The sequence below is a fragment of the Bradyrhizobium sp. SZCCHNRI2009 genome, assembly GCF_032485115.1.
Lineage (GTDB): Bacteria > Pseudomonadota > Alphaproteobacteria > Rhizobiales > Xanthobacteraceae > Bradyrhizobium.
In genome coordinates, this window is record NZ_JAUEUH010000010.1 from 33021 (window position 1) to 55948 (window position 22928).

At 65.2% G+C, this 22928-nt stretch carries 19 protein-coding genes; 6 read left to right on the plus strand and 13 right to left on the minus strand.

Going from position 1 to position 22928, the window contains the following annotated elements:
- Nucleotides 1-20: 20 nt before the first annotated feature.
- Both QX041_RS29035 and QX041_RS29040 read right to left on the minus strand, forming a co-directional pair.
- Complete coding sequence (locus QX041_RS29035; RefSeq protein WP_316167413.1) at nucleotides 21-362, minus strand: hypothetical protein; 342 nt, start codon at nucleotides 360-362, stop codon at nucleotides 21-23.
- Between the two features lie 49 nt (nucleotides 363-411).
- Complete coding sequence (locus QX041_RS29040) at nucleotides 412-1254, minus strand: hypothetical protein (protein WP_316167415.1); 843 nt, start codon at nucleotides 1252-1254, stop codon at nucleotides 412-414.
- Nucleotides 1255-2211: 957 nt separating this feature from the next.
- On the opposite strand from QX041_RS29040, the gene QX041_RS29045 reads away from it, so the two are divergent.
- Nucleotides 2212-2568, plus strand: a complete 357-nt coding sequence (locus tag QX041_RS29045) for an EF-hand domain-containing protein (RefSeq protein WP_315717374.1) — start codon at nucleotides 2212-2214, stop codon at nucleotides 2566-2568.
- Nucleotides 2569-2694: 126 nt separating this feature from the next.
- Here the strand turns inward: QX041_RS29045 and QX041_RS29050 are convergent, their stop codons facing one another.
- Complete coding sequence (locus QX041_RS29050) at nucleotides 2695-3330, minus strand: response regulator transcription factor (RefSeq protein WP_316167416.1); 636 nt, start codon at nucleotides 3328-3330, stop codon at nucleotides 2695-2697.
- Nucleotides 3331-3642: 312 nt separating this feature from the next.
- On the opposite strand from QX041_RS29050, the gene QX041_RS29055 reads away from it, so the two are divergent.
- Together QX041_RS29055 and QX041_RS29060 are read left to right on the plus strand one after the other, a co-directional pair.
- On the plus strand, nucleotides 3643-6036 hold the full coding sequence (locus QX041_RS29055) for a TonB-dependent receptor (RefSeq protein ID WP_316167417.1): 2394 nt from the start codon (nucleotides 3643-3645) through the stop codon (nucleotides 6034-6036).
- 523 nt (nucleotides 6037-6559) lie between these two features.
- Entirely contained in the window at nucleotides 6560-6976 is a 417-nt protein-coding gene (locus QX041_RS29060) for a hypothetical protein (protein ID WP_315717373.1), read from the plus strand.
- A 174-nt stretch (nucleotides 6977-7150) separates the two neighbouring features.
- On the opposite strand, the gene QX041_RS29065 is transcribed toward QX041_RS29060, so the two are convergent.
- The 4 genes from QX041_RS29065 to pgm form a co-directional block, all read right to left on the minus strand.
- The gene (locus QX041_RS29065) at nucleotides 7151-8248 is read right to left on the minus strand and encodes an alkene reductase (RefSeq protein WP_315717327.1); all 1098 of its coding nucleotides are present in this window, start codon (nucleotides 8246-8248) and stop codon (nucleotides 7151-7153) included.
- A 158-nt stretch (nucleotides 8249-8406) separates the two neighbouring features.
- Nucleotides 8407-8910, minus strand: coding sequence for a DUF1993 domain-containing protein (locus tag QX041_RS29070; RefSeq protein ID WP_315717326.1), 504 nt, complete (start codon nucleotides 8908-8910; stop codon nucleotides 8407-8409).
- Between the two features lie 439 nt (nucleotides 8911-9349).
- Nucleotides 9350-10585 (minus strand): lytic murein transglycosylase, encoded by a 1236-nt coding sequence (locus QX041_RS29075; protein ID WP_316167540.1) that lies wholly within the window; start codon nucleotides 10583-10585, stop codon nucleotides 9350-9352.
- 218 nt (nucleotides 10586-10803) lie between these two features.
- Complete coding sequence (gene pgm / locus QX041_RS29080; RefSeq protein WP_316167418.1) at nucleotides 10804-12444, minus strand: phosphoglucomutase (alpha-D-glucose-1,6-bisphosphate-dependent); 1641 nt, start codon at nucleotides 12442-12444, stop codon at nucleotides 10804-10806.
- Nucleotides 12445-12810: 366 nt separating this feature from the next.
- Here pgm and QX041_RS29085 point away from each other — a divergent pair, with 366 nt between their 5' ends.
- A complete protein-coding gene (locus QX041_RS29085) occupies nucleotides 12811-13641 on the plus strand; it encodes a hypothetical protein (protein WP_316167420.1) in 831 nt (276 codons plus the stop codon).
- Between the two features lie 26 nt (nucleotides 13642-13667).
- Here QX041_RS29085 and QX041_RS29090 read toward each other — a convergent pair whose 3' ends face one another.
- The 3 genes from QX041_RS29090 to QX041_RS29100 all read right to left on the minus strand — a co-directional run bounded on the left by QX041_RS29090 (nucleotide 13668) and on the right by QX041_RS29100 (nucleotide 15914).
- Nucleotides 13668-14207: a hypothetical protein gene (locus QX041_RS29090; RefSeq protein WP_316167421.1), complete on the minus strand. Its 540-nt coding sequence runs from the start codon at nucleotides 14205-14207 to the stop codon at nucleotides 13668-13670.
- A gap of 13 nt (nucleotides 14208-14220) precedes the next feature.
- Complete coding sequence (locus QX041_RS29095; RefSeq protein ID WP_316167422.1) at nucleotides 14221-15396, minus strand: zinc-dependent alcohol dehydrogenase; 1176 nt, start codon at nucleotides 15394-15396, stop codon at nucleotides 14221-14223.
- A gap of 110 nt (nucleotides 15397-15506) precedes the next feature.
- Nucleotides 15507-15914 (minus strand): hypothetical protein, encoded by a 408-nt coding sequence (locus tag QX041_RS29100; protein WP_315717321.1) that lies wholly within the window; start codon nucleotides 15912-15914, stop codon nucleotides 15507-15509.
- A 348-nt stretch (nucleotides 15915-16262) separates the two neighbouring features.
- Here QX041_RS29100 and QX041_RS29105 point away from each other — a divergent pair, with 348 nt between their 5' ends.
- Nucleotides 16263-17561, plus strand: coding sequence for a TadE/TadG family type IV pilus assembly protein (locus QX041_RS29105; RefSeq protein WP_316167424.1), 1299 nt, complete (start codon nucleotides 16263-16265; stop codon nucleotides 17559-17561).
- Nucleotides 17562-17579: 18 nt separating this feature from the next.
- Here the strand turns inward: QX041_RS29105 and mdoH are convergent, their stop codons facing one another.
- The 3 genes from mdoH to QX041_RS29120 form a co-directional block, all read right to left on the minus strand.
- Nucleotides 17580-19709, minus strand: coding sequence for a glucans biosynthesis glucosyltransferase MdoH (gene mdoH / locus QX041_RS29110; RefSeq protein WP_316167426.1), 2130 nt, complete (start codon nucleotides 19707-19709; stop codon nucleotides 17580-17582).
- Nucleotides 19697-21202: a glucan biosynthesis protein G gene (locus QX041_RS29115; RefSeq protein WP_316167427.1), complete on the minus strand. Its 1506-nt coding sequence runs from the start codon at nucleotides 21200-21202 to the stop codon at nucleotides 19697-19699. Before QX041_RS29115 ends, mdoH begins: the two co-directional genes overlap by 13 nt.
- 196 nt (nucleotides 21203-21398) lie before the next feature.
- Nucleotides 21399-22025 carry a LysR family transcriptional regulator gene (locus tag QX041_RS29120; protein ID WP_316167429.1) on the minus strand — a complete coding sequence of 209 codons (627 nt, stop codon included), beginning with the start codon at nucleotides 22023-22025 and terminating at the stop codon, nucleotides 21399-21401.
- Between the two features lie 153 nt (nucleotides 22026-22178).
- Here QX041_RS29120 and QX041_RS29125 point away from each other — a divergent pair, with 153 nt between their 5' ends.
- Nucleotides 22179-22865, plus strand: coding sequence for an L-2-amino-thiazoline-4-carboxylic acid hydrolase (locus tag QX041_RS29125; RefSeq protein WP_316167431.1), 687 nt, complete (start codon nucleotides 22179-22181; stop codon nucleotides 22863-22865).
- Nucleotides 22866-22928: the final 63 nt, after the last annotated feature.

Consider the following 22928-nt stretch of genomic DNA (forward strand, 5'->3'; position numbering starts at 1 on the left):
TCGGGGCCGCCGCGTGCCACTTATTTGCTGCACTCGGTCAGATCCGTATCGCGCACGACGAACTGCGCGCCTTCCTTGAGTTCGATGTTCTTGGCGACGCAGGTGCGGCCGCCCTTTTCGGACAGCTTGATGTCGTAGCGGCCGGACTTCACGCCGACCAGCGTCATGCGCTCATTGTGGTCGACCTCGCCCTCGTCGTCGTTCTTGCACTGGTCGGCGCCCCAGGTTTTGGTGCCGGCGGCCGCCAGGTACATCTTCACGATCGTCTGGCCGGTGCGGTTGAGGAAGCGCGGGCCGTCCTCGGCGAACGCGGCGGAGCCGGCCAGCATGAGAAGCGCGCAGGCGGTGACGAGGCGACGCATGACGAGTGTCCTTTTCTTATGATTGGTCATGGGATGAGGGCGCGCGGGGTCAGAAATCCTTGCCGATGCTGGTCTTGACGGCAAGGCCGCGCGAGGCGTTGGTCAGGCCGTAGCCGACGCCGAAGCTGAGCTCGAAGCCCTTGAAGCGGGTGTCGGCGACGGCGTAGAGCGTCTGCATCTGCTGATTCCAGGGCAGGATGTAGCCGAACGGTCCGAGATTGGAGAAATGCTCGATACCGACGGTCCAGCGATCGCTGAGGCGCTTGACGAAGCGCACCGAGGGCTCGAAGGCCGAGCCGGCGCCGTCGATGCCGAAGGTCATGTTGGCGTTGAAGATGAGCTGATAGTCGTTGGGCAGGTTGACGCCGATGATCGGCGTGAACATCTGCGCCACCCGCGGCGTGGCCTCCTGCACGAAGCGCGGCGCGCCGGGCTGGCCGGCGCCGGCCTTGTTGGCGACCCACAGGTCCGGCGTCAGGCCGCCCTGCGGCGCCAGGATGGTGCGTGACACCAGGCCGAGGAAGACGGTGCGCTCGAGCCGGTCGCCCTGGATGAAGGTCTGGCGAATGGTGACGCCGCCGGACTGGAATGAATAGCCGGGCACGCCATTGTCCATCACGTTGCCCAGCGCCATCGGCACATTGGTGCGGGCAAAGGCGTAAGGTGAGGTCAACGCGATCTCATACCATTCGGTTGGCGAGTAGCCGATCTCGGTCTCGCCGGTGACCGCACGCTGCGGCACGCGGCGTCCGCCGTTCTGTTGCGGATTGAAGGTTGTCAGATAGCCGAAGCGCTGTTCGACCTGGAAATGTCCGGGCGAGGCGGGGTCATTGCCCTGGATCTCCTCGGCCGCTGCACCGAACGGCGCGAGCACGAGAGCACCGGCAGCCATGTACAATCGCGATCGTCTTTTTGTACTCCTGGCGATGCCGTTCGGCTGCATGTCCCCGCGCTCCCTTCAACTAATGAGCTAACGAGTCGGCTGGGCGAAAACATGCGGGCCTGTCGGCTGAAAGATGACGCGATCGGGAAACGATCAGTCGTCGAATGCCGCAATTGCTCCGGCCCTTGCTGTTTCGATGAGGAATAGGGATGTTTTGGCAAGTCGAACGGGACATTTTGACCGGGACAATATGGCGGCCATTTCGCGAGTGAATCTCAACACGGTGATGAATGTGGCGTGCTGCAAACACATTGAGGTCATAGAGCGAGGAAAACATGCGTTGCAGCATGCATTGCTGATCACCGGATCAGCCAGAGAATGGACACGCCCGTGCTTCACACACCCGGTCATCGTCGCCGCTTGTCCGCTCGGCCGATGCGGCTCGGACTGGTGCTCACACTGCTTCTGTCCACGCTGCTGCCGGATGCACGCGCCTTCGCGGAGGAGCCGCTGCGGGACCAGCTGGAAGCCTGGTGGAATCAAACCCAGGCCGGCAAGAGAGGTCAGGTTGGGCAAGTCCGACAGGCGTCATCGGGGAGCGGTGCCAGAACCGCAAGGCATGTCGCGAAGCGCGGACGCCACGTCGCCAATGCCCGGGCCGAGGCAGGAGGAGGTGTCTTCGACCACGATAGCGGTCCGCGTCGTGAACGTCCGGCGAGATATTTCCTGCACGGACCGAGGTTCTAGTCCCGACGCTCTTGCGGGAATTTCCCGGGCGTCGCGTTCTTGCACTTGCGAAATGACAAGGCCTCCCATAGGTCAAAGCGATGTGCGGCGCGTTGCCGGTGAAACCGCCGACGCTCGCATACGTTGTTTTCGTGCGCTTCATCGCCGCCCCTCGGACGGCGGAGACAAAGGATCAATTCGATGAATTGGAAACTGATGATGACGGCCGCTGCCGTCGGCATCGCCGCGATCGTCGGCACGTCGACGATCGCTGTCAGTGCACCGGCCCGTTCCAAGCTGCTGACCTCGATCGACCCCGACAAGGACGGCACCGCCGACATGAACGAGGTCCGCACGGCCGCCGGCGCGCTGTTCGATCGTCTCGATCGCGACCACGACGGCACGCTCGACGCCAAGGAGCTGCGCGGCCGCGTTTCGGCCAAGGATCTCAAGGCCGCTGATCCCGACAATGACGGCACGCTGACCAAGGACGAGTATCTCGCGCTGGTGGAAGGCCGCTTCAAGGCGGCCGATCCGGACGGTGACGGCACGCTCGACTCGAAAGAGCTGAAGTCGGTGGCCAAGCTGCTGAAGTGAGACATCGGTCCGCACTGGACCGACGCGACATAGACATGAGCCCGAGGGCCTGTGACGGGAGACCGTCGCAGGCCCTCGTCTTTCAGGCAGATGCTCGTGGCGGGCCGGCAGGAAGGCGATTGGCCCTCACATGCTTGGGCGGGACATTTCCACTGCGAGACGAACCAGATCGGGCAGGCTGCGGGCCCCGAGCTTCTGACGCAGCCGGTAGGTCAGGTTGATGACGGTCTTGTAGCTGATGCCGAGATGGTCGGCGATCGCCTGATAGGATTTCGCCTGGGCCAGCAGCGCAAGGGCCTGGCGCTCGCGCGGGGTCAGCGCAGGGGTCGCCATGCCGTCCGGGTTGGCGCGGAGCAGGGCGATGCGGGTGGCGAGCTGCGGATCGAGATAGGTGCCGCCGGCTCGAACCTGCTCCAACGCCTTGGGCAGCTCGTGCGGCGGCGCGTCCTTCAGCAGATAGCCGCTGGCGCCGGCGTCGATCGCCGAGCGGACGATGCGCGGATCGGCATGCATGCTGAAGACCAGGATCCGGGCGCGGGGATCGTGCGACCGCATGCGTTCGATCAGACTGATGCCGCCGAGCTCCTGCCCGGGCAGGCGCAGATCGACGATCGCGACATCCGGCCGGTCACGAACATAGGCCTGGTACCCGCTGTCGGCATCGTGTGCCTCGGACAGCGCGCGGATCCCGGCTTCGTTCAGCAGCCAGCGGCAGGCCGTGATCACGACCGGGTGGTCATCGACGAGCAGAACGCGATACATCCGATGAAGGTCTTGCCCTTATGGCGCCGACGGCGCCGATGCTTCCTCTACCATGTGAGTTCCCTTGCAAACCAGGATCGGGTGCAACAGTGCGGCCGAGGCTGGGAGATAGCTCGGCGAATCGATCGCCACTTTCCGGATCCGGGAAGATTGTCCCTAGGGGCCGAAGAATATTGCCCGTTGCGACGAACTGGAGGGCTGTTTACGAATGTTAACGTTCGTAAACGGGTAAATCGGCCAGTTCTGGTGCGGGTAAAGGCTCAGGGGCGTGGGCTGTTGCCGGATCCGGTCGACAAGAAACTGGGGGACGTCTTGACCAGACTGTCGGCGCTGAAGAGCGCGCTTCTCGCGACCTGTGCGTTGCTGCCTGCGGCTGCGTTCGCGCAGCAAACCCTGCAGACCATCGAGGTGGTCGGCGTCTCGCCCGTTCAGGGCAGCGAGATCGCGAAGGACAAGATTCCTTCCAATGTCGAAACCATCGGGGCGCGGGAGCTCGACCACAGCCGCGCGCCGACGCTGCTCGACAGCATCCTGCAATCGGTGCCTGGGGTCTCCCTCAGCGACCAGACCGGGAACGCGTTCCAGCGCGACTTGAATTATCGTGGTCAGACCGCCTCACCCGTGCTCGGGACGCCGCAGGGCATCGCCGTCTACCAGAACGGCACCCGCATCAACGAGGCCTTCGGCGACGTCGTGAACTGGGACCTGATCCCGGAAATGGCGATCGCGCGCATGACCCTGATGCCGAACAACCCGCTGTTCGGCCTCAACGCCACCGGCGGCGCGATGTCGATCGAGATGAAGAACGGCTTCACCTACCAGGGCGGGGAAGCGCAGTTGTTCGGCGGCTCGTTCGGCCGGATCCAGTCGGGCGCGCAATACGGCTGGAACAACGGCACCTACTCGGCCTACATCGCGGCGGAAGGCGCCTATGACCGTGGCTGGCGCGACTACTCGTCGGCCTCGCAGATCCGGCGCATGTATGCCGATTTCGGCGCGCGCGGCGACAACACCGAATTCCATCTCTCCTTCACCGGTGCCGACAACAAGCTCGGCTCGGTCGCCGCGACACCGATCGAGATGCTGAACCAGCGCTGGTCCAGCGTCTATACCTGGCCGCAGTCGCTGCATCTGCAGATGCAGATGGTGCAGGCGAGCGCAAAGTGGACGCCGACCGACACGCTGTCGATCCAGGCCAACGGCTATTACCGCAACTACAAATCCGCGCGCGTCGATGGCAATACCACCGAGGTTGCGGCCTGCGACCCCGCGGGCGCGTTCCCCGGAGAATTCTGTCTCAGCGATGCCGCCGGCACCGAGTTCCAGATGAACCGCAACGGTCCGACCGCCAATACGCTGGCGGGCGATGCGGCGCTCGGTCAGATCGACCGCAATACCGTCAAGACCGACGGCTATGGCGGCTCGCTGCAGGCGACCTCAACGACGCAGCTCTTCGGCCATGACAACCATTTCGTCGTCGGCGCCAGCGTCGATCACGGCAATACCAACTTCCAGGCCACATCCGAGCTCGGCACCATCGACAACAACCTGTTCGTCACCGGCCTCGGCGTCTACATCGACCAGCCCAACGCGGGCCTTGCTCCCGTCAATCTGAATGCCAAGAACACCTATCTCGGCATCTATGCGACCAACACCTTCGACATCACCTCGCAGCTGGCGCTGACGGCCGGCGGCCGTTTCAACTGGGCGCAGATCAACCTGCGCGACCAGACCGGCTTCGCGCCGCTCCTGAACAGCAACAACAATTTCCAGCGCTTCAACCCGGTGGTCGGCCTGACCTACAAGATCACGCCTGACATGACCGCCTACGCGGGCTATTCAGAAGCCAACCGTGCGCCGACGCCGCTCGAGCTCGGCTGCTCCGATCCGGCCAATCCCTGCCTGATCGACAACTTCCTGATCGCCGATCCGCCGCTCAAGCAGGTGGTGTCGCGCACCGTTGAAGGCGGCCTGCGCGGCGAGATTTCCGGCGGCCGCTCGGCCTACGCTGCCGACCTGCCGGCCTACCGCAAGGCCCCGATCAAATCGGTGGCGGTCGATGATGGCTGGCGGCTGCGCTGGGGCCTCAGCCTGTTTCGCACCGAGAATTCCGACGACATCATCCAGGTGGTCGACCCGGCCAACCCGGTGCGCGGCTATTTCAAGAACGCCGGCACCACGCTGCGCCAGGGTGTCGAGGCCAAGGTCGACCTGGCCTGGAACCGGTGGACCGCCTACGCCAACTACACCTTCATCGACGCCACCTTCCGCAGCGCCTTCGACGTCAACGATCCGTTCCTCCGGGTGCCGGTCGGCGTCGTCTCCGGCAACCACATTCCCGGCATTCCGGCGCACCGCCTGAAGCTCGGCGCAGAATATGCCGTGACCGACGCCTGGAAGGTCGGGGCCAGCGTCAACTATGTCGGCAGCCAGTACCTGCTGCACGACGAGACCAACGTCTACCCGAAGGTCCCGGCCTACTGGGTCGTGAACGTCAACACATCTTATCAGGTGACCAAGAACGTCGAGGTGTTCGGCCTGATCCAGAACCTGTTCAATCAGCGCTATTACTCGGCAGGTACCGTGTTCGACCCCGCCGGCTTCAACACCGCCGGCGGCGGAACGGCGTTCGCGTTGAACGATCCGCGCAGTATGGTTCCGGGAATGCCGCTCGCGGCCTATGCCGGCATCCGGGCGAAGTTCTGAGCCTCAGGAGCGGACGACCAGCCGCCATAGGCTTATCCGCGCCGCGCCACGGCAGCCCCCACCGTGGCAGGAAGGCCGGGAGAAATCCCGGCCTTCTTCTTGCTTGACTAAAAGCGTGACGTGTCTCCGCTGCCGTAGGGTGGGCAAAGGCGCGCGTGCGATACTGCATGTCACGAGCTCAACTCCACCGCGCGCCGTGCCCACCATTCCTTCCGCTTGCGCGGATGCACGGCGGGCACGTGACCGCCGTGCGGGCGGCTGCTTTGCCCACCCTACGCAGCCGGTATGAATCGTCGATGAGTCTGCTCACGATGGATTTTGGGCAATTATCCCGCTGACCTCGTGAACGAGATCGCTGCGCGCCTGTGGAATTTGCGAAGCATCGCGATTAGTTGCTGCCGGCCTTCGCCAACTACGAACTTTCGCCACAGAACCCGACCAGCTATTGCGCATCGTATCGAGCAGCGAGGTGGCGCATATGAGCCGTAGATCTTCAAGCCTTGTATCGATCATCACGTCATCGATGGATGCCGTTCACCGGCCCCACGTGCCTCCTTGGATACGAGCGACAATCTCTGTCGTGCTTCTCGCTGGCAGTCTGGGGGCGCATTCTCTGCTGCTTGGTGATGCGGCGGCGCGCGATCTCGATGGGCGTTACGCCAATTCTCCGCTCAAGGGCTGGTTCGAGAGTTTGCGTTCGGGCAAGGGGCCGTGCTGCTCGGATGCGGATGGCACCGCGCTCTCGGACACGGATTGGGACACGAAGGATGGCCGCTACCGTGTTCGCATTGAAGGCCAATGGTGGGTCGTTCCGGAAGAGGCCGTGGTGACCGAGCCCAATCGCGCCGGCCGGACGATGGTATGGCCGGTGTATTATCGCGAGCTGAATACGGGCCTGCGCATCGATGTGCGATGCTTCCTGCCCGGCAGCATGATGTAGGTGGGGATGCGCCGGATCGCAGGAGCGCAGGGTGGGCAAAGGCGCGAAGCGAGATGTTGCGACAGGCGCGGCCTCTCGTACGCCGTGCCCACCGCTCCCTCCGCTCTCGCGGAGGCATGGTGGGCACGCGGCCGCCCTGCGGGCGGCTGCTTTACCAACCCTACGTGATGGCGACTACTCCGCCGCTTGCGCCGCTTTCAGCGTCGGATAGTCGGTGTAGCCCTTCTCGCCGCCGCCATAGAGGGTGGCGCGGTCGAGCTCGTTGAGCGGCGCGCTGACCTTGAGCCGCTCGACCAGATCCGGGTTGGCGATGAACGGCCGGCCGAAGGCGATCAGGTCGGCCGCGTTGGCATCGAGCTGTTTGTTCGCGAGCGCGAGGTCATAGCCGTTGTTGGCGATGTAGGTGCCCTTGAAGCGCTTGCGCAGCGACGCGTAGTCGAACGGCGCAACGTCGCGCGGGCCGCCGGTCGCCCCCTCGATCACGTGGATGTAGACCAGATTCAGTGCCGCGAGCTGGTCGACGATGTAGTCGAACAGCGCCTGCGGATTGGAATCCGAGATGTCGTTGGCCGGCGTCACCGGAGATAGCCGAATGCCGGTCCTGTCGGCGCCGATCGCTTCCGACACGGCCTTGGCAACCTCGAGCATCAGCTTTGCGCGGTTCTCGATCGACCCGCCATAGGCGTCGGTGCGCTTGTTGGCGCCGTCCTTGGCGAACTGGTCGAGCAGATAGCCGTTGGCGCCATGGATCTCGACGCCGTCGAAGCCGGCCTCGATCGCATTCAGCGCGGCCTGCTTGAACGCCGCGACGATGCCGGGAATTTCCGCGAGCTCGAGCGCACGTGGCGTCGAGACGTCGGTGAACGCGCCGCCGACGAAGGTCTTGGTCTTGGCCGCGATCGCCGAGGGCGCGACCGGCGCACCGCCATTCGGCTGCAGCGAGACATGGGAGATACGGCCGACATGCCAGAGCTGGATGAAGATGCGCCCGCCCTTGGCATGCACCGCGTCGGTCACCTTGCGCCAGCCGGCGATCTGCTCCTTGGAATAGATGCCAGGCGTGTCCTGGTAGCCCTGGCCCTGCTGCGAGACCTGGCTGGCCTCGGAGATCAGAAGGCCGGCGGAGGCGCGCTGGCTGTAATATTCGGCCGTCAGCGGACCCGGGGCGAGGCCGTCCACCGCGCGGTTGCGGGTCAACGGCGCCATCACGACGCGATTGGCGAGGGTGACCGGACCGAGCTGATATGGCGCGAACAGTTTGGATGCACTCATCGGGATATTTCCAGGAGAGGGGAGGGAATCGTGGTCAGTTGTGCATTGCCGCGAACAGCGCAATGCCGCGAGGTATCCGTCCGGCGCAGACGTGCCGCGCGATGGAGCGGCCGCAACGGGCCATCCGTTGGATAGCCTGTCGCAATAGACGAAAGGGATCAGGCGACGCCCAGGAAGTCCCGCTTGCCGATTTCGACGCCGTTGTGGCGGAGGATGCCGTGGGCGATCGCGGCGTGGAAATAGAAGTTCGGAAACGAGACGCGGTTGACGAAGTCCTGCCCCTTCAGGGTCAGCGTGGTGTTGGGCCCGCTTGGAAAGGTGACGTCGCGGCTATCGGCCCCTTCGAACTGCGCCGGCTGGAACGTCTTCAGGTAATCGATGGTTCTGGCAAGCCGCTGGCGAAGCTCGGCGAACGTCGTCTCGGTGTCGGGCGTGCTCGGGACCTCGCTATGGGAAAGCCGCGCGCAGCCCTTGGCGGCGAAGTCGCAGGCGAGCTGGATCTGTTTGGAGAGCGGCAGCATGTCCGGGTACAGCCGTGCGCCGAGCAGCACCTCGGGGGCGATCTTCTTGGCTTCGCAATGGGCCTCGGCCTTGCTGAGCAGGCCGGACAGGCTGCCGAGGATCTGGAGGTAGGCCGGCACGGTCGAATCGTAAAAGGACATGATGCTCTCTTTTGGCAGGAGACGTCGCGACGAAAGCGCGCGCCCTCGGAGATGGGGCGGCGTCCAAGAGAATGCAACTGCATCTTTCTGGTTTTTGCGGTCGCCGTGCATTCCAGTCGTTCACGCTGAGGTCACGGCGATTGTGGACGCGTCCCCTGGAGGATTTCCCCAAGCCGTGGCCGAAATGCCGGATCGAGGTCGTGGAGAACGACGAGCCTGGGTGGCCGAACAGGGTCAGGATGAAGATCGGCGCTACAAGCCAAATCGGGCTTCAATTGCCCGTCTGCTCGCGCTTTTGTCCTGAGCGATCATCTGGCCGTCCAATTCCGAGGTGATAAATTGGAATAGCGAAGAGCGGACGACACGGTCCGCATGAAGTCGGACAATAAGTCATCTGCAATTGAGAGACGAGGAGCGCCGCGCGATGATGTCGGCTCACCTACCGTGTCGCTGTCGCTGAAGCCGGCGCCGCCTGCGCCCGCGGCGTGCCGCGCATGCGTACGAGCAGTTCCGCCGTTGGCCAGGAATCGGCCGGCAGCCCGAGCCGCACCTGCATCGTTTTGACCGCGATACGGCTCTGCTGGCCGAGCACGCCGTCGACCTTGCCGACGTCGAAACCGGCCTTCACCAGGAGCTGCTGCAGCTCCTTGATCTCGTTGAACGGCAGTTGCGCGACCGGGCCGCTGGCTTTGCGCATCGGCGCCGCGCCGGCGATGCGGGTGGCAAGGTAGGCGGCGGTGGTCGAATAGATCAGCGAATTGTTCCACTCGGTGTAGGCGGCGAAATTGGCATAGGCCAGGAACGCCGGGCCGTTGCGGCCCATCGGCAGCAGCACCGAGGCGTCGAGCGCATCGTTCGGCAGCGGCCGGCCATCGGCATAAGTCACGCCGAGGCCGGCCCATTTGCTGCGCGGCGCCTTGACGGTGAGATCGGCCTGCTCCCACGGAAACGCCTGGGGCACGCGGATCTCCTCCAGCCACGGCTCGCCGCGGCGCCATTTCAGTCCGGTCGCGATGTAGTTCGCGGTCGAGCCGATCACGTCGGGCGCGCTGCGCAAGAGGTCGCGGCGGCCATCGCCGTCATAGTCGACGGCATAGGTGACGTAGTGGGTCGGCAGGAACTGCGTCTGACCGAGCTCGCCGGCCCAGGAGCCGATCATCTCCTCCGGCGCGAGATCGCCGCGGTCGATGACCTTCAGCGCGGCGATGGTCTCATTCTGGAAGCGCTCGCTGCGGCGGCAATCATAGGCCAGCGACACCAGCGACGGCAGCACCGGCAAATTGCCCATGTTGGCGCCGAAATCGCTCTCCAGGCCCCAGAACGCGGCGATGACCGCCGGCGGCACCCCGTACTCCTTCTCGGCGCGTGCGAACGCTGCCGCATGCATCCGGATGTGCTGCTGGCCGTTCTGCATCCGGTAGGGCGCGGCCATCCGGCCGGCGAACTCGGTGAACAGTTGGCCGAACACCCGCTGGCCGCGGTCGCGATTGACGATGCCCTGGTTGTAGGTGAGGTACGGCGAGGCGGCCGCGATCGCGCGCTGCGACACGCCTTCGGCAATGGCGCGTTGCTTCAGCTCGGCGAGAAACCGGTCGAAGCTCTGGCCGTTATGGCAGGCCGCGGCGCGCATCGATGGCGCCGGCCTCGGACGCGGTGCGGCCGCCTCCGGCGCCATTTGCGCCGCGGCGCTGACAACCAGCATGAACGTGGTTGCGAGCGCGCTGAAGGTGACGCGCAAGGCAGTCGAAGAGCTTCGCATCCGGTCTCACCGATGGCTGTCAGGTCGTTGTCCAGCCATCGATATCCGATGCGGGGGGCGGGAGGGAAGGGGGCAGGGGCGAATAGCGAATGGCGAATGGGAAACGGCGAGAACCCTATTCGCTACTCGCCCTTTCATCCCACCTTCGCCAGCGCCGCCTGGGCCTCGCTCTGGATCCGCTTGAGATGCTCGGCGTCGCGAAAACTCTCGGCATAGAGCTTGTTGACGTCCTCGGTGCCGGAGGGTCGCGCCGCGAACCAGCCGTAGTCGGTCTCGACCTTGATGCCGCCGAACGACTGGCCGTTGCCCTGAGCCTTCGTATGCACCATGCGAACGGGATCGCCGGCGAGCTCCTTCAGGTTCAGCATTTCCGGCGTCAGCGCCTTCAGCGCCGCCTTTGCCGACGGGCTCGCCGGTACGTCGATGCGCTCATAGACCGGCGCGCCGAGCTCTGCCGTCAGCTCCTTGTAGAGCTCGCTCGGGTCGCGGCCGCGCTTGGCCATGATCTCGGCCGCGAGCAGTCCGAGGATCAGGCCGTCCTTGTCGGTGGTCCACACCGTGCCGTCGCGCTTCAGGAACGACGCGCCCGCGCTCTCCTCGCCGGCGAAGCCGAAGCTGCCGGAGCCGAGGCCCTCGACGAACCATTTGAAGCCGACGGGGGTTTCGACGAGCTTGCGGCCGAGCTTGCGCGCGACGCGGTCGATCATCGAGCTCGATACGATGGTCTTGCCGATCGCGGCGTCGCTTCGCCAATCGGGCCGGTGCGCGAACAGATAGGAGATGGCCGTCGCCAGATAGTGGTTCGGATTCATCAGCCCGCCCGAACGCGTGACGATGCCATGGCGGTCGGCGTCGGTGTCGTTGGCAAACGCGACGTCGAAGCGCTCGCGCATGCCGATCAGGCTCGCCATCGCGTAGGGCGAAGAGCAGTCCATGCGGATCTTGCCGTCCCAGTCCGCGGTCATGAAGCGGAAGGTGGGATCGACGAGCTCGTTCACGATGGTGGCATTGAGGCCGTAGCGCTCGATGATCGGCGCCCAATAGGCGATCGCCGCGCCGCCGAGCGGATCGATGCCGATCTTGATGCCGGCCGCCTTGACGGCGTCGAGATCGACGGTGTTGGCGAGATCGGCGACGTAGGGCGTGATGTAGTCGTAAGCGCGCACCGAGTCGCGCTGCTTGGCATGGCTGTAGCTGATGCGCGACACGCCATCGAGGTCGTTGGCGAGATAGACATTGGCCTGCCGCTCGATCTCGGCGGTCGCGTCGGTGTCGGCGGGACCGCCATGCGGCGGATTGTATTTGTAGCCGCCATCCTCCGGCGGATTGTGCGACGGCGTGATGACGACGCCGTCGGCGAGATGCGCCGTGCGGCCCTTGTTGTAGGAGATGATGGCGTGCGAGATCACCGGTGTCGGCGTGTAGCCGCCGTCCTTGTCGACCATCACCTCGACGCCATTGGCGCCGAACACTTCGAGCGCGCTGGCGAGCGCCGGCTCGGCCAGCGCGTGGGTGTCGATGCCGACGAAGAGGGGGCCGTCGAGGCCCTGCTGGCGCCGGTAGTCGCAGAGCGCCTGGCTGGTGGCGAGAATGTGGTTCTCGTTGAAGCCGGTCTTCAACGACGAGCCGCGATGGCCCGACGTGCCGAACGCGACGCGCTGGGTCGGCTGGTGCGGGTCGGGCTTCAGCGCATAATAGGCCGTGATCAGCCGCGGAATGTTGGCGAGCGCGGCATCGGCGATCGGCTTGCCGGCTGCGGGGTCTGTCTTGGCCATGGAGCATCCTTCGCAAGTTCGAGAAACATCTGCGGCGGCGCTTCGTTCCGCCGCGGCGGGCGCAGGGAACGCGGGGCGTCGCGACGAACCTTCCGCAACATGGCGGCGCGCGGTGATCCGATCAACGGAATTCGTGCACGCCCCCGCGGCGGCGTGAAGCCTATTTGATATCCGCTGAGGGAATGCCGGGGTCTCGCGGCCGAGGCCGGCCAATGTCGCCGCCTTGTGCGCGCGACATTAACCACGCCTCACTGAGTCCGCGTGGCGGGACCGGCGCTTAAGCCTGAGTTTAACGGATGGCCGTTGAAATAGCAGGCCGGAGCAGAGGCGCGTCTCGTGCGCGGGAGAGTCGTCAGGAGCGGAAAAGTGAGAGCGCTTTGTCTCGGCGCGTTGGCCGTCGTTTCAACCTTGGCCCTGGCCGGCTGCAGCCACCAGGTGACGCCGCAGGTGGCCTCGCCTTGCGTCGATCTGAGCGGAAGGCCCTGCGTGGACGGTCCGGTCGCCGACCAGTCGCCGCAATCATCGGAGCCTGCCGACACGATCCACAAGCCTGCAGCCGCGGTCGCGCGCCGCGCGACTCTGCAGCGCAAGCACGCCCGCGCCGCAAAGCGCCGGGTCAAGTCGCAAATCGTCACCGCCAGGCCGACTGAACGGCCGGTAGAAAAGGCGATTGACAAACCGATCGAAAAGCCGCTCGCGGCACCGGCGCGAACGCCGCGGCCCGATCCGGTCGCGCCGGCTGACGGCGCGCCCGCGCCGGTGATCAAGACCCCCTCCGTCACGACGGATATGCCGAATCCGGCCAAGGTCCAGAGCGACGTCATGGTGGCTGCGGTGACGGTGGCGGCCGAGCTGGCCGAGCGGATGACCGCGCTGCGTGTCCCAGAAGGGCCCGCCGACAGTCATCTCGTCGCGGTGCTGCTAGCGCGTCCCACCGTGCGCGGATTGGGCGATCTCAGCGGCAAGGTGATCGCGATCGACGAGCGCTACGCCAAGTCCAACGCGAAGATCACCGCGGCCATGAATGCGGCCGGTGCGACGGAGGTGCTGCTGCTGGAAGGGCAGGCCACCGCGATCACCCGGTTGAACAATGGCGAGGTGAGCGCGGCCGTGGTGGCCCTGGTCTCGCCGGAGGCCGCGGAGGCGTTTCCGAAGGTCGCGGGCTTTCGCCTGTTCTCTGTCGTCCTGAAGCCGTAGCTTCAGGACGCTTTGTCACAGGCCGGCTAGGTCGCGGAGGTGCTGAGCGACGGCCGCGGCAGCGCCGCGCCCCTCACGGCCGCGATGCCCCTGGGAAAGCCGCTGCGGTCGCTATAGAGGCGCTTGCGGCCGCGTCGCGGATCGTGCTGCCTCTTGACGTCCTGGGCGCACATGTAGTCCAGCGCCGTGATGCCTCCGACCATGACCAGCGCCGCCAGCACGCTGCCCGCGCGCGGATTGCTCGGCCTGAGCTCACCGGCCAGCGTCAGCATGTCCAGCCCGTCGCCGGCGACGCGGCTCAGCAGGCCGGCCCGCTTCTCCACCGACAGCGTGAGCACGCCGGCGAACAGCTCGCGCACGCCATAGGCCCGCACCAGTCCCTCGCGGCCCTCCATGCCGAGCGCATGCGTGACGCGGTGCGGCGCCAGCAGCTCCAGCGTGCCGAGCACGATGCTGAACCAGCCGAGCCCGCGGGCCAGACGATCGGCCGGCGTCAGCGAGCTGGGGCCGGTCGAGATGATCTTGGGGTCGCCCTTGGATCTCACGAGATTCGAGAAATGAAACATGCGATGCGATCCCTTATGGCTTCAGCACGACCTTGACGCAGCTGTCCTGCTTGTCGCGGAAGGCGCGGTACATCTCAGGTCCCTGCGCGAGCGGCACGGTGTGGGTGATGACGAAGGACGGGTCGATCTGGCCATCCTCGATGCGCTGCACGAGGTCGTCCGTCCAGCGGTTGACGTGGGTCTGGCCGGTGCGGATCGTCAGGCCCTTGTTCATCAGCGCGCCCATTGGCACCATGTCGGACAGCCCGCTGTAGACGCCGGGGATCGAGACGATGCCACCGGGACGGCAGACATAGATGATCTCGCGCAGCACGTGCGGCCGGTCGTTCTCGAGCATGAACATCTGCTTGGCGCGATCGATCACGCTGTCGGGCTGCGCAAGGGTGACGTGGCTCTCGAAGCCGACGCAATCGATGCACTTCTCCGGGCCCTTGTTGTCGGTCAGCTCGTTCAGCCGCCCGACCACGCTCTCCTTGTCGAAATTGATGGGGATGGCACCGCCGGCCTCGGCCATCGCCAGCCGCTCCGGAATGCGGTCGATCGCAATCACCTGGGAGGCGCCGAGCAGGATGGCGCTGCGGATCGCCATCTGTCCCACCGGGCCGCAGCCCCACACAGCGACCGTATCGTCCGGCTCGATGTCGCATTGCGCGGCCGCCTGCCATCCGGTCGGGAAGATGTCGCTGAGAAACAGCGCCTGCTCGTCCGTCATGCCGTCGGGAACCTTGATGTGCGTGGCGTCGGCGAACGGCACGCGCAGGTATTCGGCCTGGCCTCCCGGATAGCCGCCGGTGAGATGCGTGTAGCCGAACAGGCCCGCAGTGGTGTGTCCGAACACCTTCTCGGCAAGATGCTTGTTGCGGTTGGTGGTCTCACAAACCGAGAAATTGCCGCGCCGGCACTGCTCGCATTCGCCGCAGATGATGGTGAAGGGAACGACGATGCGGTCGCCCTTCTTGAGCTTGCCGTTGACGCCGGAACCGACCTCGACGACCTCGCCCATGGTCTCGTGGCCCATGATATCGCCGGGCATCATCGCCGGGATGTAGTTGTGGAACAGATGCAGGTCGGAGCCGCAGATCGCGCAGCTCGTCACCTTGATGATGGCATCCCTGTCATGCTCGATCTCGGGATCGCTGACGGTGTCGCAGCGAATGTCCTCTTTGCCATGCCAAACCAGCGCCTTCATACGGTCCTCCGGACAGAATGTTGCGGAGGCAAGTCGAAGGGCGCGGCGATGGTTGCTATCGAGCGCGGAATTTTCCGGAGTGGCGCGGCGTCCCGCGCTCGATGGCCGGCTCAGGCCTTCCGGGCGGCCTTCTTCGGCGCGGGCCTCGCAGGATCCCTCCTGGCAGCCTTGCCAGCCTGTTTGCCGCCTTGCGGCTTGGCCGCCGCACCGTCGGCCTTCTTCTCCGGCTGCTTGGTCTCCGGCTTCCTGGGCAGCTCCGCGGCGGCGGCCTGGCGCATCGCGCGGGCGTAGCTGTCGGCGACGTTGTCGGCGGAGATCAGGAGCCGTCGGGCGGCGGCATTGGCCTGCTCGACCGCCTCGCGGGCGAGCAGCTTGAAGCGCTCCTTGGCGTCCTTGTCCTTGGCCTTGACGGCCATGCCGTTGAAGCGGTCCTTGCGCTTCTTCGCCGCTGCCAGAATGGCCTTGTTCTGCTGCTTGGCCAGTTGCCGGATCACGGCATCAAGATCGGCATCCGCCATCGTCGTCCCCAACTCCCCCAGAGAATCAGCGCGCCCCGGCGCTGCAAACCGCGCGGACTATGCAATCGGTGCCGCCGCTTTGCAATCGGGGTACCAGAGGAGGGGTGCCGCGCCCGATCAGGGGCGGCGGGCCGATGAGATCCGTCCGGCATTCGATGCCGGGGCCCGCCAAAAAAAGCGTCCGCATGTCGGTCATGTCGCTCCGAGTGGTGCAACGGCACCGCAGGAAGGCCGCTTACGACAATCGGAAACGCAACGTAACCAATTCTCGGCAATTCCATCAATTCCAATGCAACGCTTGATCCGCAACATTCCCGGCAACATCACCGTGTTCGTTGGAGTGTGGCCGTGCTGGCCGGAAATAGATACCTCAGGTTACTGTCGCAGTTTCGTCGCGACCAGAGCGGCAACATCGCGATCATCTTCGCGCTTGCTTTGCTTCCGATCCTCGCTTTCGTCGGCTCGGCGATCGACTATTCGATGGCCGTGCGCGCCAAGGCGAAGCTGTCGGCTTCGATGGACGCCGCGATGCTGGCCGCGACCGGCTACACCGCGATGCGCGGCGCCGCGTCGGACGCCAAGACGGCGGCGACCAACATGTTCAACGGCCAGATGTCGGCGCACAATCTGGCGGCGGACTCGCTGAACATCGATATCAGCGATAGCGTCACCGCGCGGACCGTGACCGGCAGCGCCACCGTGGTGGTCAAGACGGCCTTCATGCACATGTTCGGCTACCCGACCATGACGGTCTCGGCCTCGTCGTCGGCTTCGGCCTCGTTCCCGACCTACATGGACTTTTACGTTCTGCTCGACAACTCGCCGTCGCAGGGTCTCGGCGCGACCACGGCCGACATGACGACGCTGCAGAATGCGACGTCCGACAAGTGCGCCTTCGCCTGCCACGACACCTATACGTCCAGCTCGAAGAAGACGCTGCAGACCAACAGCTATTATTCCATCGCCAAGAAGAAGGGCGTGACGATGCGCATCGACGTCGTCCGGAGCGCGACGCAGTCGCTCACGGACACGGCGACCGCCAGCCAGGTCGTCAGCAACCAGTACCGCATGGCGGTGTACAGCCTGGGCAGCGACTGCGGCTCGCTCGGCCTCACGACCATCGCCAGCCTGTCCTCGAGCATGTCCTCGGTGAAATCGTCGGTCGGTTCGCTCGACCTGATGACGATCCCCTACAGCGGCTACAACAACGACATGTGCAGCGATTTCGACGGCGCGATGTCCGCGATGAACGGCGTCATCCCGACCCAGGGCGACGGCTCGTCGACGAGCCCGCAGAAATGGCTGTTCTTCGTCTCCGACGGTGTCGCCGACTACTCCTATCCGACGACCTGCAGCAAGACCGTGCTCTCCGGTGGGCGCTGTCAGGAGCCGCTGAACACGACGACCTGCGATGCGTTGAAGGCTCGTGGCATCAAGATCGCCGTGCTCTACACCACCTATCTCGCGATCACCAACAACAGCTGGTACACGACCTATATCGCGCCATGGCGGGATTCGATCAGCGGCATCATGAAATCGTGCGCCAGCCCGGGCTACTACTACGAGGTCGATTCGAGTGGCAGCATCGGCGCAGCGCTTACCGCGCTGTTCCAGCAGGCGATCGCATCGGCGCATCTGACCAAATAGGGCAGGTCGTCCAGGCCCTCATGCGGGAAGTGCGACGAGCTGCTCCAGCGTCGCGCCATCCCTGAGCACGGCCAGGATCTCACGGCGCGACAGGAAGCGGATCGCCTGCGTGAACGAGCCGGCCCCCGCGATCCGCGCTTTGGCGGTGGCGAGGTCGACGTCGATGTCGCCCGGCTCGCGACGCCGAGGCGGCGGCAGGGACGCAACGTGCTGGCGGCAGAGACCGGCGTTCTGGCGCAGTTCGACCAGCGCCGCCCGGCGATCCGGCCGCAGATTCTCCGCGAGCTGCTTGGCGCGGAACAGCACCGGCGGCGGAGCGCGATCCTCGGGCGTCGTGAACAGGCGGGCGCCGGTGCTGCGGCCGCCCGTGAGCAGACCGATCGGAATCGACAGCACGAGGCCGGCGATGACCGGCGACATCCAGGCCAGCAAGGGGACGGAGACGGCATAGGCGCTCGCCGCCATGACCAGGCCGCATACCGTCGGCAGCGCGAATTTGCGAAGGATCTCCTGCGGGCTCACCCCGCCGTCGCTGCGGCGCTGCACCTGCCAGCCGGCGTCGCGCCCCATCAGGATTTCGATCACGGCGATCGACTGGAAGATCATCATCGAAGGCGCGATCAGGGCCGCGAGCAGCGTTTCCGCCAGCACGGCGACGCAGAGGCGCAACCCGCCGCCAAAGCCTCGGCGTCGCGTCGGCGTGAACAACGTGAAGAGGCAGGCGAGCAGCTTCGGCACCATGAGCAGGCCGAGCGTCGCCGCGAAGACCTGGGCGGCGAGCACCGGGTCCTGAGCCGGCCAGGTCGGAAACAGCGCAAAGCCCTTGGGGAAATATTCGGGCCTGACGAAGTTGGCCTGCAGCGAGATGAGGATGCCGAGCACGAGAAAGGCAAACCACAACGGCGCGGTGACATAGGCGCCGATGCCGATCAGCAGATGCAGCCGCGACACCCAGTGCAGGCCGCGCGCCGGCAGCACGGCGAGATGCTGCAGATTGCCCTGGCACCAGCGCCGGTCGCGCGCGGCGTGATCGATCAGCGACGGCGGCACCTCCTCGAAGCTGCCGTCGAGATCGACCGTCATGTAGATTCCCCAGCCGGCGCGGCGCATCAGGGCGGCTTCGATGAAATCGTGGCTCAGGATATGTCCGCCGAACGGCTTGCGCCCGGGGAGCTCGGGCAGCGCCGCGTCTTGCGCGAAGGCCGCGACCCGGATGATCGCATTGTGGCCCCAGTAGTTGCCTTCCGCGCCATACCACCACGCATTGCCGGCCGCGATCATCGGGCCGTACAGCCGGCTCGCGAACTGCTGCAGCCGCGCGAACAGGCTGGTGCCGTTGACGATCACGGGCAGGGTCTGGATCAGCGCCGCCTGCGGCGCGTTCTCCATGGCATGGGCCAGCCGGACCACGGTCGCGCCGCTCATCAGGCTGTCGGCATCAAGAATGATCATATAGTCGTAGGCCGCGCCGAAGCGCTGCACCCAGTCGGCGATGTTGCCGGACTTGCGGGCGACATTGTCGGCCCGGTGGCGGTAGAACACCCGATCTGTGCCGCAGGATTGGCGCAGATCGACGAACGCAGCCTCTTCGCCGATCCAGATGTCGGGATCGGTGGTGTCGCTGAGCAGAAACCAGTCGAAGCGCTCGGCCTGTCCCGTCCCGGCGACCGATTCGATCATGGCGCGCAGCCGCACCATCACCGCGTCCGGATCCTCATTGTAGGTCGGCAGCAGCATGGCTGTGCGGCCGGACAAAGAGGGCAGGGGACCGTCGATGTCGATCGCGATCGTATCGCGCCGCCGCCCCAGCAGGGCGCAGAAGCCGGCCAGCGCGCAAACGAAGGCAAAGGCGATCCACGCGAGCAGGATCGAGAACAGCACGAGTACCATGCCTTCCAGCACGGTCACGCCACCGACCTCGACGACCTCGTACATCTTGTAGCAGCCCGCCAGCGTCAGCGCCGCGGTGCCGGCGAAGATGAGAGCGCGCCGGAATGCGATGCGGCCGCCGCTCGTGATGGCACGTCGGCCGGGCGCGGCATGATTGAGTGGCGACGGCACCATCGCGAGCGGCGCCTCGGCCGGGAGAAAGCTCGCGTCGCTAGCCTCATAGGTCGGACGCGGCTGCGCTGCGGTCATGGCGTCCATCGATAGACCCAGGTTTCGGATACGGGCTTGTCGTTGGCAACCAGTTCGGCCCTGAGCTCGACCGGCGCATCGCCGACCGCGCATTGGAAGCTGAGCCGCCAACCTTGCGTCTCCGGGTTCGGCTGCGCGACGATGTTCGTCACCTCGGATTTCGCCGCGCTGACCACGCCCTTGACGATGTTCGGATCGAGGCTCTTCAAGGCGTCGCCTTGGAGCTCGAGAACGAACAGCCGGCCTTCGCCGCGGGTGGCCACGCCAGTGCGCGTGAAGCGCGCCAGCGTATTCGGCTTCGGCACATCGGGCCCCCAGTGCAGGCGATAGGTCATGTTGTGCTCGCCCTTGGCCGCGAGCGGCGTCTTCGGCCGCCAGAAGGCGGCGATGTTGTCGTGGATTTCCTGGTTGGTGGGGATCTCGAACAGCACCACCGCGCCGTCACCCCAGTCGCCGATCGGCTCGATCCACAGGCTCGGCCGCCGTTCGAAATGCGATTCGAGATCCTGATAGGCGGTGTATGTCCGTTCCCGCTGCATCAGGCCGAAGCCGCGCGGATTGAGGTCGTTGAATACGCTGACCTGCAGGTCGCGCGGATTGCTGAGGGGGCGCCACAACTGCTCGCCCTTGCCGTTGAACATCGCAAGCCCGTCGGAATCGTGCACGGCGGGGCGGAAATCGTCGACGTCGTTGCGGTCGTTGGGTCCGAAGAAGAACATGCTGGTCATCGGCGCCAGTCCGGCGTGAGCGATCTCGACGCGCGGATACAGCGATGCCTCGACGTCGAATACGGTGGTCTCGCCAGGGCGGATCGTGAACCGGTAGGAGCCCGTCGCGCTCTTGCTGTCGAGCAGCGCATGCACCACCATTGCGGTGGCGCCTTGCGTCGGCTTCTCCAGCCAGAACGCCTTGAACACCGGAAACTCCTCGCCCTTGGCCTCGCCGGTGTCGATCGAGAGCCCGCGCGCCGACAGTCCGTAAATCTCACCCTTGGCGACGGCGCGAAAATAGCTCGCGCCGAGGAACACACAGACCTCGTCGTAGTAGTCCGGCCGGTTCATCGGCGCGTGGACGCGGAAGCCGGCAAAGCCGAGATCGGCCGCCGGGAAGGCCGGGACTTGCTGACCGAATGCAAAGTCCTCGGGTCGATAGGCCACGGGGCTGGCTTTGCCGTCCGCAACCTCATAGATCTCGACCCGGTCCTTGTAGATCGAGCCGCGATGGAAGAACTGCGCCTGGAACGGCAGGTTCTCACTGCGCCACAGCGCATGGTCCGGCAAGAACCGAATCGAGCGGTAGGCGTCGTAGTTCAGCTTCGCCAGCGCGTCCGGCAGCTTGTCATCCGGCGCAGCGTAGGGCTTGGCGGCGAGATTGCGCGCGAGGTCGCGCACATAGGCCGCATTGAACGGCTGCGCCGCAGGCGGCGCGGCTGATGCGCTCCGCGTCAAGGATGCGGCGACCGGGATCGCAGCCGCAGATTGAATGAACTGACGGCGATTCAACTTATTCTCGCTTTGCTGTATGGAACTGCGGAGCAACATTTCTGAAGGCGTCGGGTTCCATCGGGAAGCGCCGACATTTCAGCCCGAACAATCGATCGTCGTGTCCGAACGGCACATGAACGACGATCATGACGCCGCTAACCGGTCGTTGCTCGCACGGCTCCATATTGGCAAAGGCGAGGGGGCGGGGGAGGCTTCAACGTCGGACGAGTCCGATCCGACCTGGTCGACGGTCGGTCGGCAAGGCGTCAGCCGATCTGGAACGCAACCATACGCGCAAGCCCGTCACTTCCGGACACTCCGCCGTCCCTTCAGGTGTGATGAGCCAGTCTCCCAAGCCGCTGCTCCCTTCGATCCTGTCGCAGCGATAGCCGGGATGGTTGCTAAGGCCACGGCCGATCAACACGTCGACCTTCCCTTCGACCAACTCATGCAAGCCGGCCGGCTGCAAGACCCGCAATCCGATGTCGGGATGTGTGCCGCGGAAATGCTCCAGCGCGAGGCGACGCAAATCGAAGCCGTCGTGGACGCCCAGTTGCAGCAGCACCGCGCATCGGGGTTTGAGCTGCGAGGTCGCATCTGCGATGCGGCGAAAGCCGTCGGAGATCCCGACCAGATAGGACTGTCCCTCCGCCGTCAGGACGAGTTGCTTGTGCAGCCGCTCGAACAGACGCACCCCGACGCGCAGTTCGAGGGCCTTCACGTGCTGCCCGATAGCGGCGGGCGTCACATGCAGCTCATGCGCAGCCAGCTTGAAGCTGAGATGTCGCGCCGCAGCTTCGAAGGCGCGGAGCGCGTTCAGGGGAGGGAGGCTGTAGGTCATCGTCAGGCAGTCTGGCACGGCAGGCCCGAAGGCCTGCAATAGTTTTTCTTTCGCTGAGCCGCAGAAACTCTGCTTTGAGGCGCGCGGATGGTCGCGGGTAGGGTTGCTTGCTCAACGTGCCCGCCGGACAGGCCCGGCAATGAAGGAGGTTCGATGTCCGATATCCATCTCTTCTACCAGACGCACATCGGCGCCATGCAGGACGCCATGCGCCAGCGCCTCGACCTTGCCGTGCCCTTCCTGAGCCAGCGGGCTGAGCTGTTTGACATCGATGCAATCAGGGCCGACGTCATGAAGGAGTTCGACGTCGTGCTCCACCAGCTTCCATATGTCGGAGGCGCCGCAAGCCGCATGACCGCGTTTTTCATGCAGCTCATCGGCTTCATGGCCATGAGCCGTGTGCTCCGGCGACACGGCTTGCCATCCGCCGTGATCGGCGACATCGAACGAGAGGTCCACAAGGCGCAGCTGCTCACGGAGCCCGAAGCGCAGCGTCTCGAAGCGGGCCGTCGATTCATGTCGCCCGAGAACCGGAGCTTCTTGCGTCAACAGGCGGCGTTGAGTACGTCGGAAAGCCATCGGCGCGAATTTCCTGACGACTTCGTCTACGATGTCGTCGAGCCCGGCCCGAGTGACACCTTCGAATTCGGCATCGACTACAAGGCTTGCGGCTTCTGCAAATTCGCCGCTCGTCATGGTGACAAGGACATCCTGCCGAACATCTGCGGGCTGGACGTCGACGCCTATGCGACGCGCGGCGTCCGGCTCGAGCGGACGCAGACGCTGGCCGGTGGCGCAAGCCACTGCAACTTCCGCTTCTCGCGGCTGGCCTCGGATTAGGTCGGTTCATTCTTCTTCCAGACGAAAGCTCTCTAGCGATTGCAGTTCGTAGGGTGGGCAAAG

Excerpts from the sequence above, each read along its gene's own strand:
- QX041_RS29035 (WP_316167413.1), bottom strand. The coding sequence starts at position 362 with ATGCGTCGCCTCGTCACCGCCTGCGCGCTTCTCATGCTGGCCGGCTCC.
- QX041_RS29070 (WP_315717326.1), bottom strand. The coding sequence starts at position 8,910 with ATGTCCTTTTACGATTCGACCGTGCCGGCCTACCTCCAGATCCTCGGC.
- QX041_RS29125 (WP_316167431.1), top strand. The coding sequence starts at position 22,179 with ATGTCCGATATCCATCTCTTCTACCAGACGCACATCGGCGCCATGCAG.
- QX041_RS29095 (WP_316167422.1), bottom strand. The coding sequence starts at position 15,396 with ATGAAGGCGCTGGTTTGGCATGGCAAAGAGGACATTCGCTGCGACACC.
- QX041_RS29050 (WP_316167416.1), bottom strand. The coding sequence starts at position 3,330 with ATGTATCGCGTTCTGCTCGTCGATGACCACCCGGTCGTGATCACGGCC.
- QX041_RS29065 (WP_315717327.1), bottom strand. The coding sequence starts at position 8,248 with ATGAGTGCATCCAAACTGTTCGCGCCATATCAGCTCGGTCCGGTCACC.
- QX041_RS29120 (WP_316167429.1), bottom strand. The coding sequence starts at position 22,025 with ATGACCTACAGCCTCCCTCCCCTGAACGCGCTCCGCGCCTTCGAAGCT.
- QX041_RS29060 (WP_315717373.1), top strand. The coding sequence starts at position 6,560 with ATGGATGCCGTTCACCGGCCCCACGTGCCTCCTTGGATACGAGCGACA.
- pgm (WP_316167418.1), bottom strand. The coding sequence starts at position 12,444 with ATGGCCAAGACAGACCCCGCAGCCGGCAAGCCGATCGCCGATGCCGCG.
- QX041_RS29090 (WP_316167421.1), bottom strand. The coding sequence starts at position 14,207 with ATGTTTCATTTCTCGAATCTCGTGAGATCCAAGGGCGACCCCAAGATC.
- QX041_RS29075 (WP_316167540.1), bottom strand. The coding sequence starts at position 10,585 with ATGGCGCCGGAGGCGGCCGCACCGCGTCCGAGGCCGGCGCCATCGATG.
- mdoH (WP_316167426.1), bottom strand. The coding sequence starts at position 19,709 with ATGGACGCCATGACCGCAGCGCAGCCGCGTCCGACCTATGAGGCTAGC.
- QX041_RS29100 (WP_315717321.1), bottom strand. The coding sequence starts at position 15,914 with ATGGCGGATGCCGATCTTGATGCCGTGATCCGGCAACTGGCCAAGCAG.
- QX041_RS29040 (WP_316167415.1), bottom strand. The coding sequence starts at position 1,254 with ATGGCTGCCGGTGCTCTCGTGCTCGCGCCGTTCGGTGCAGCGGCCGAG.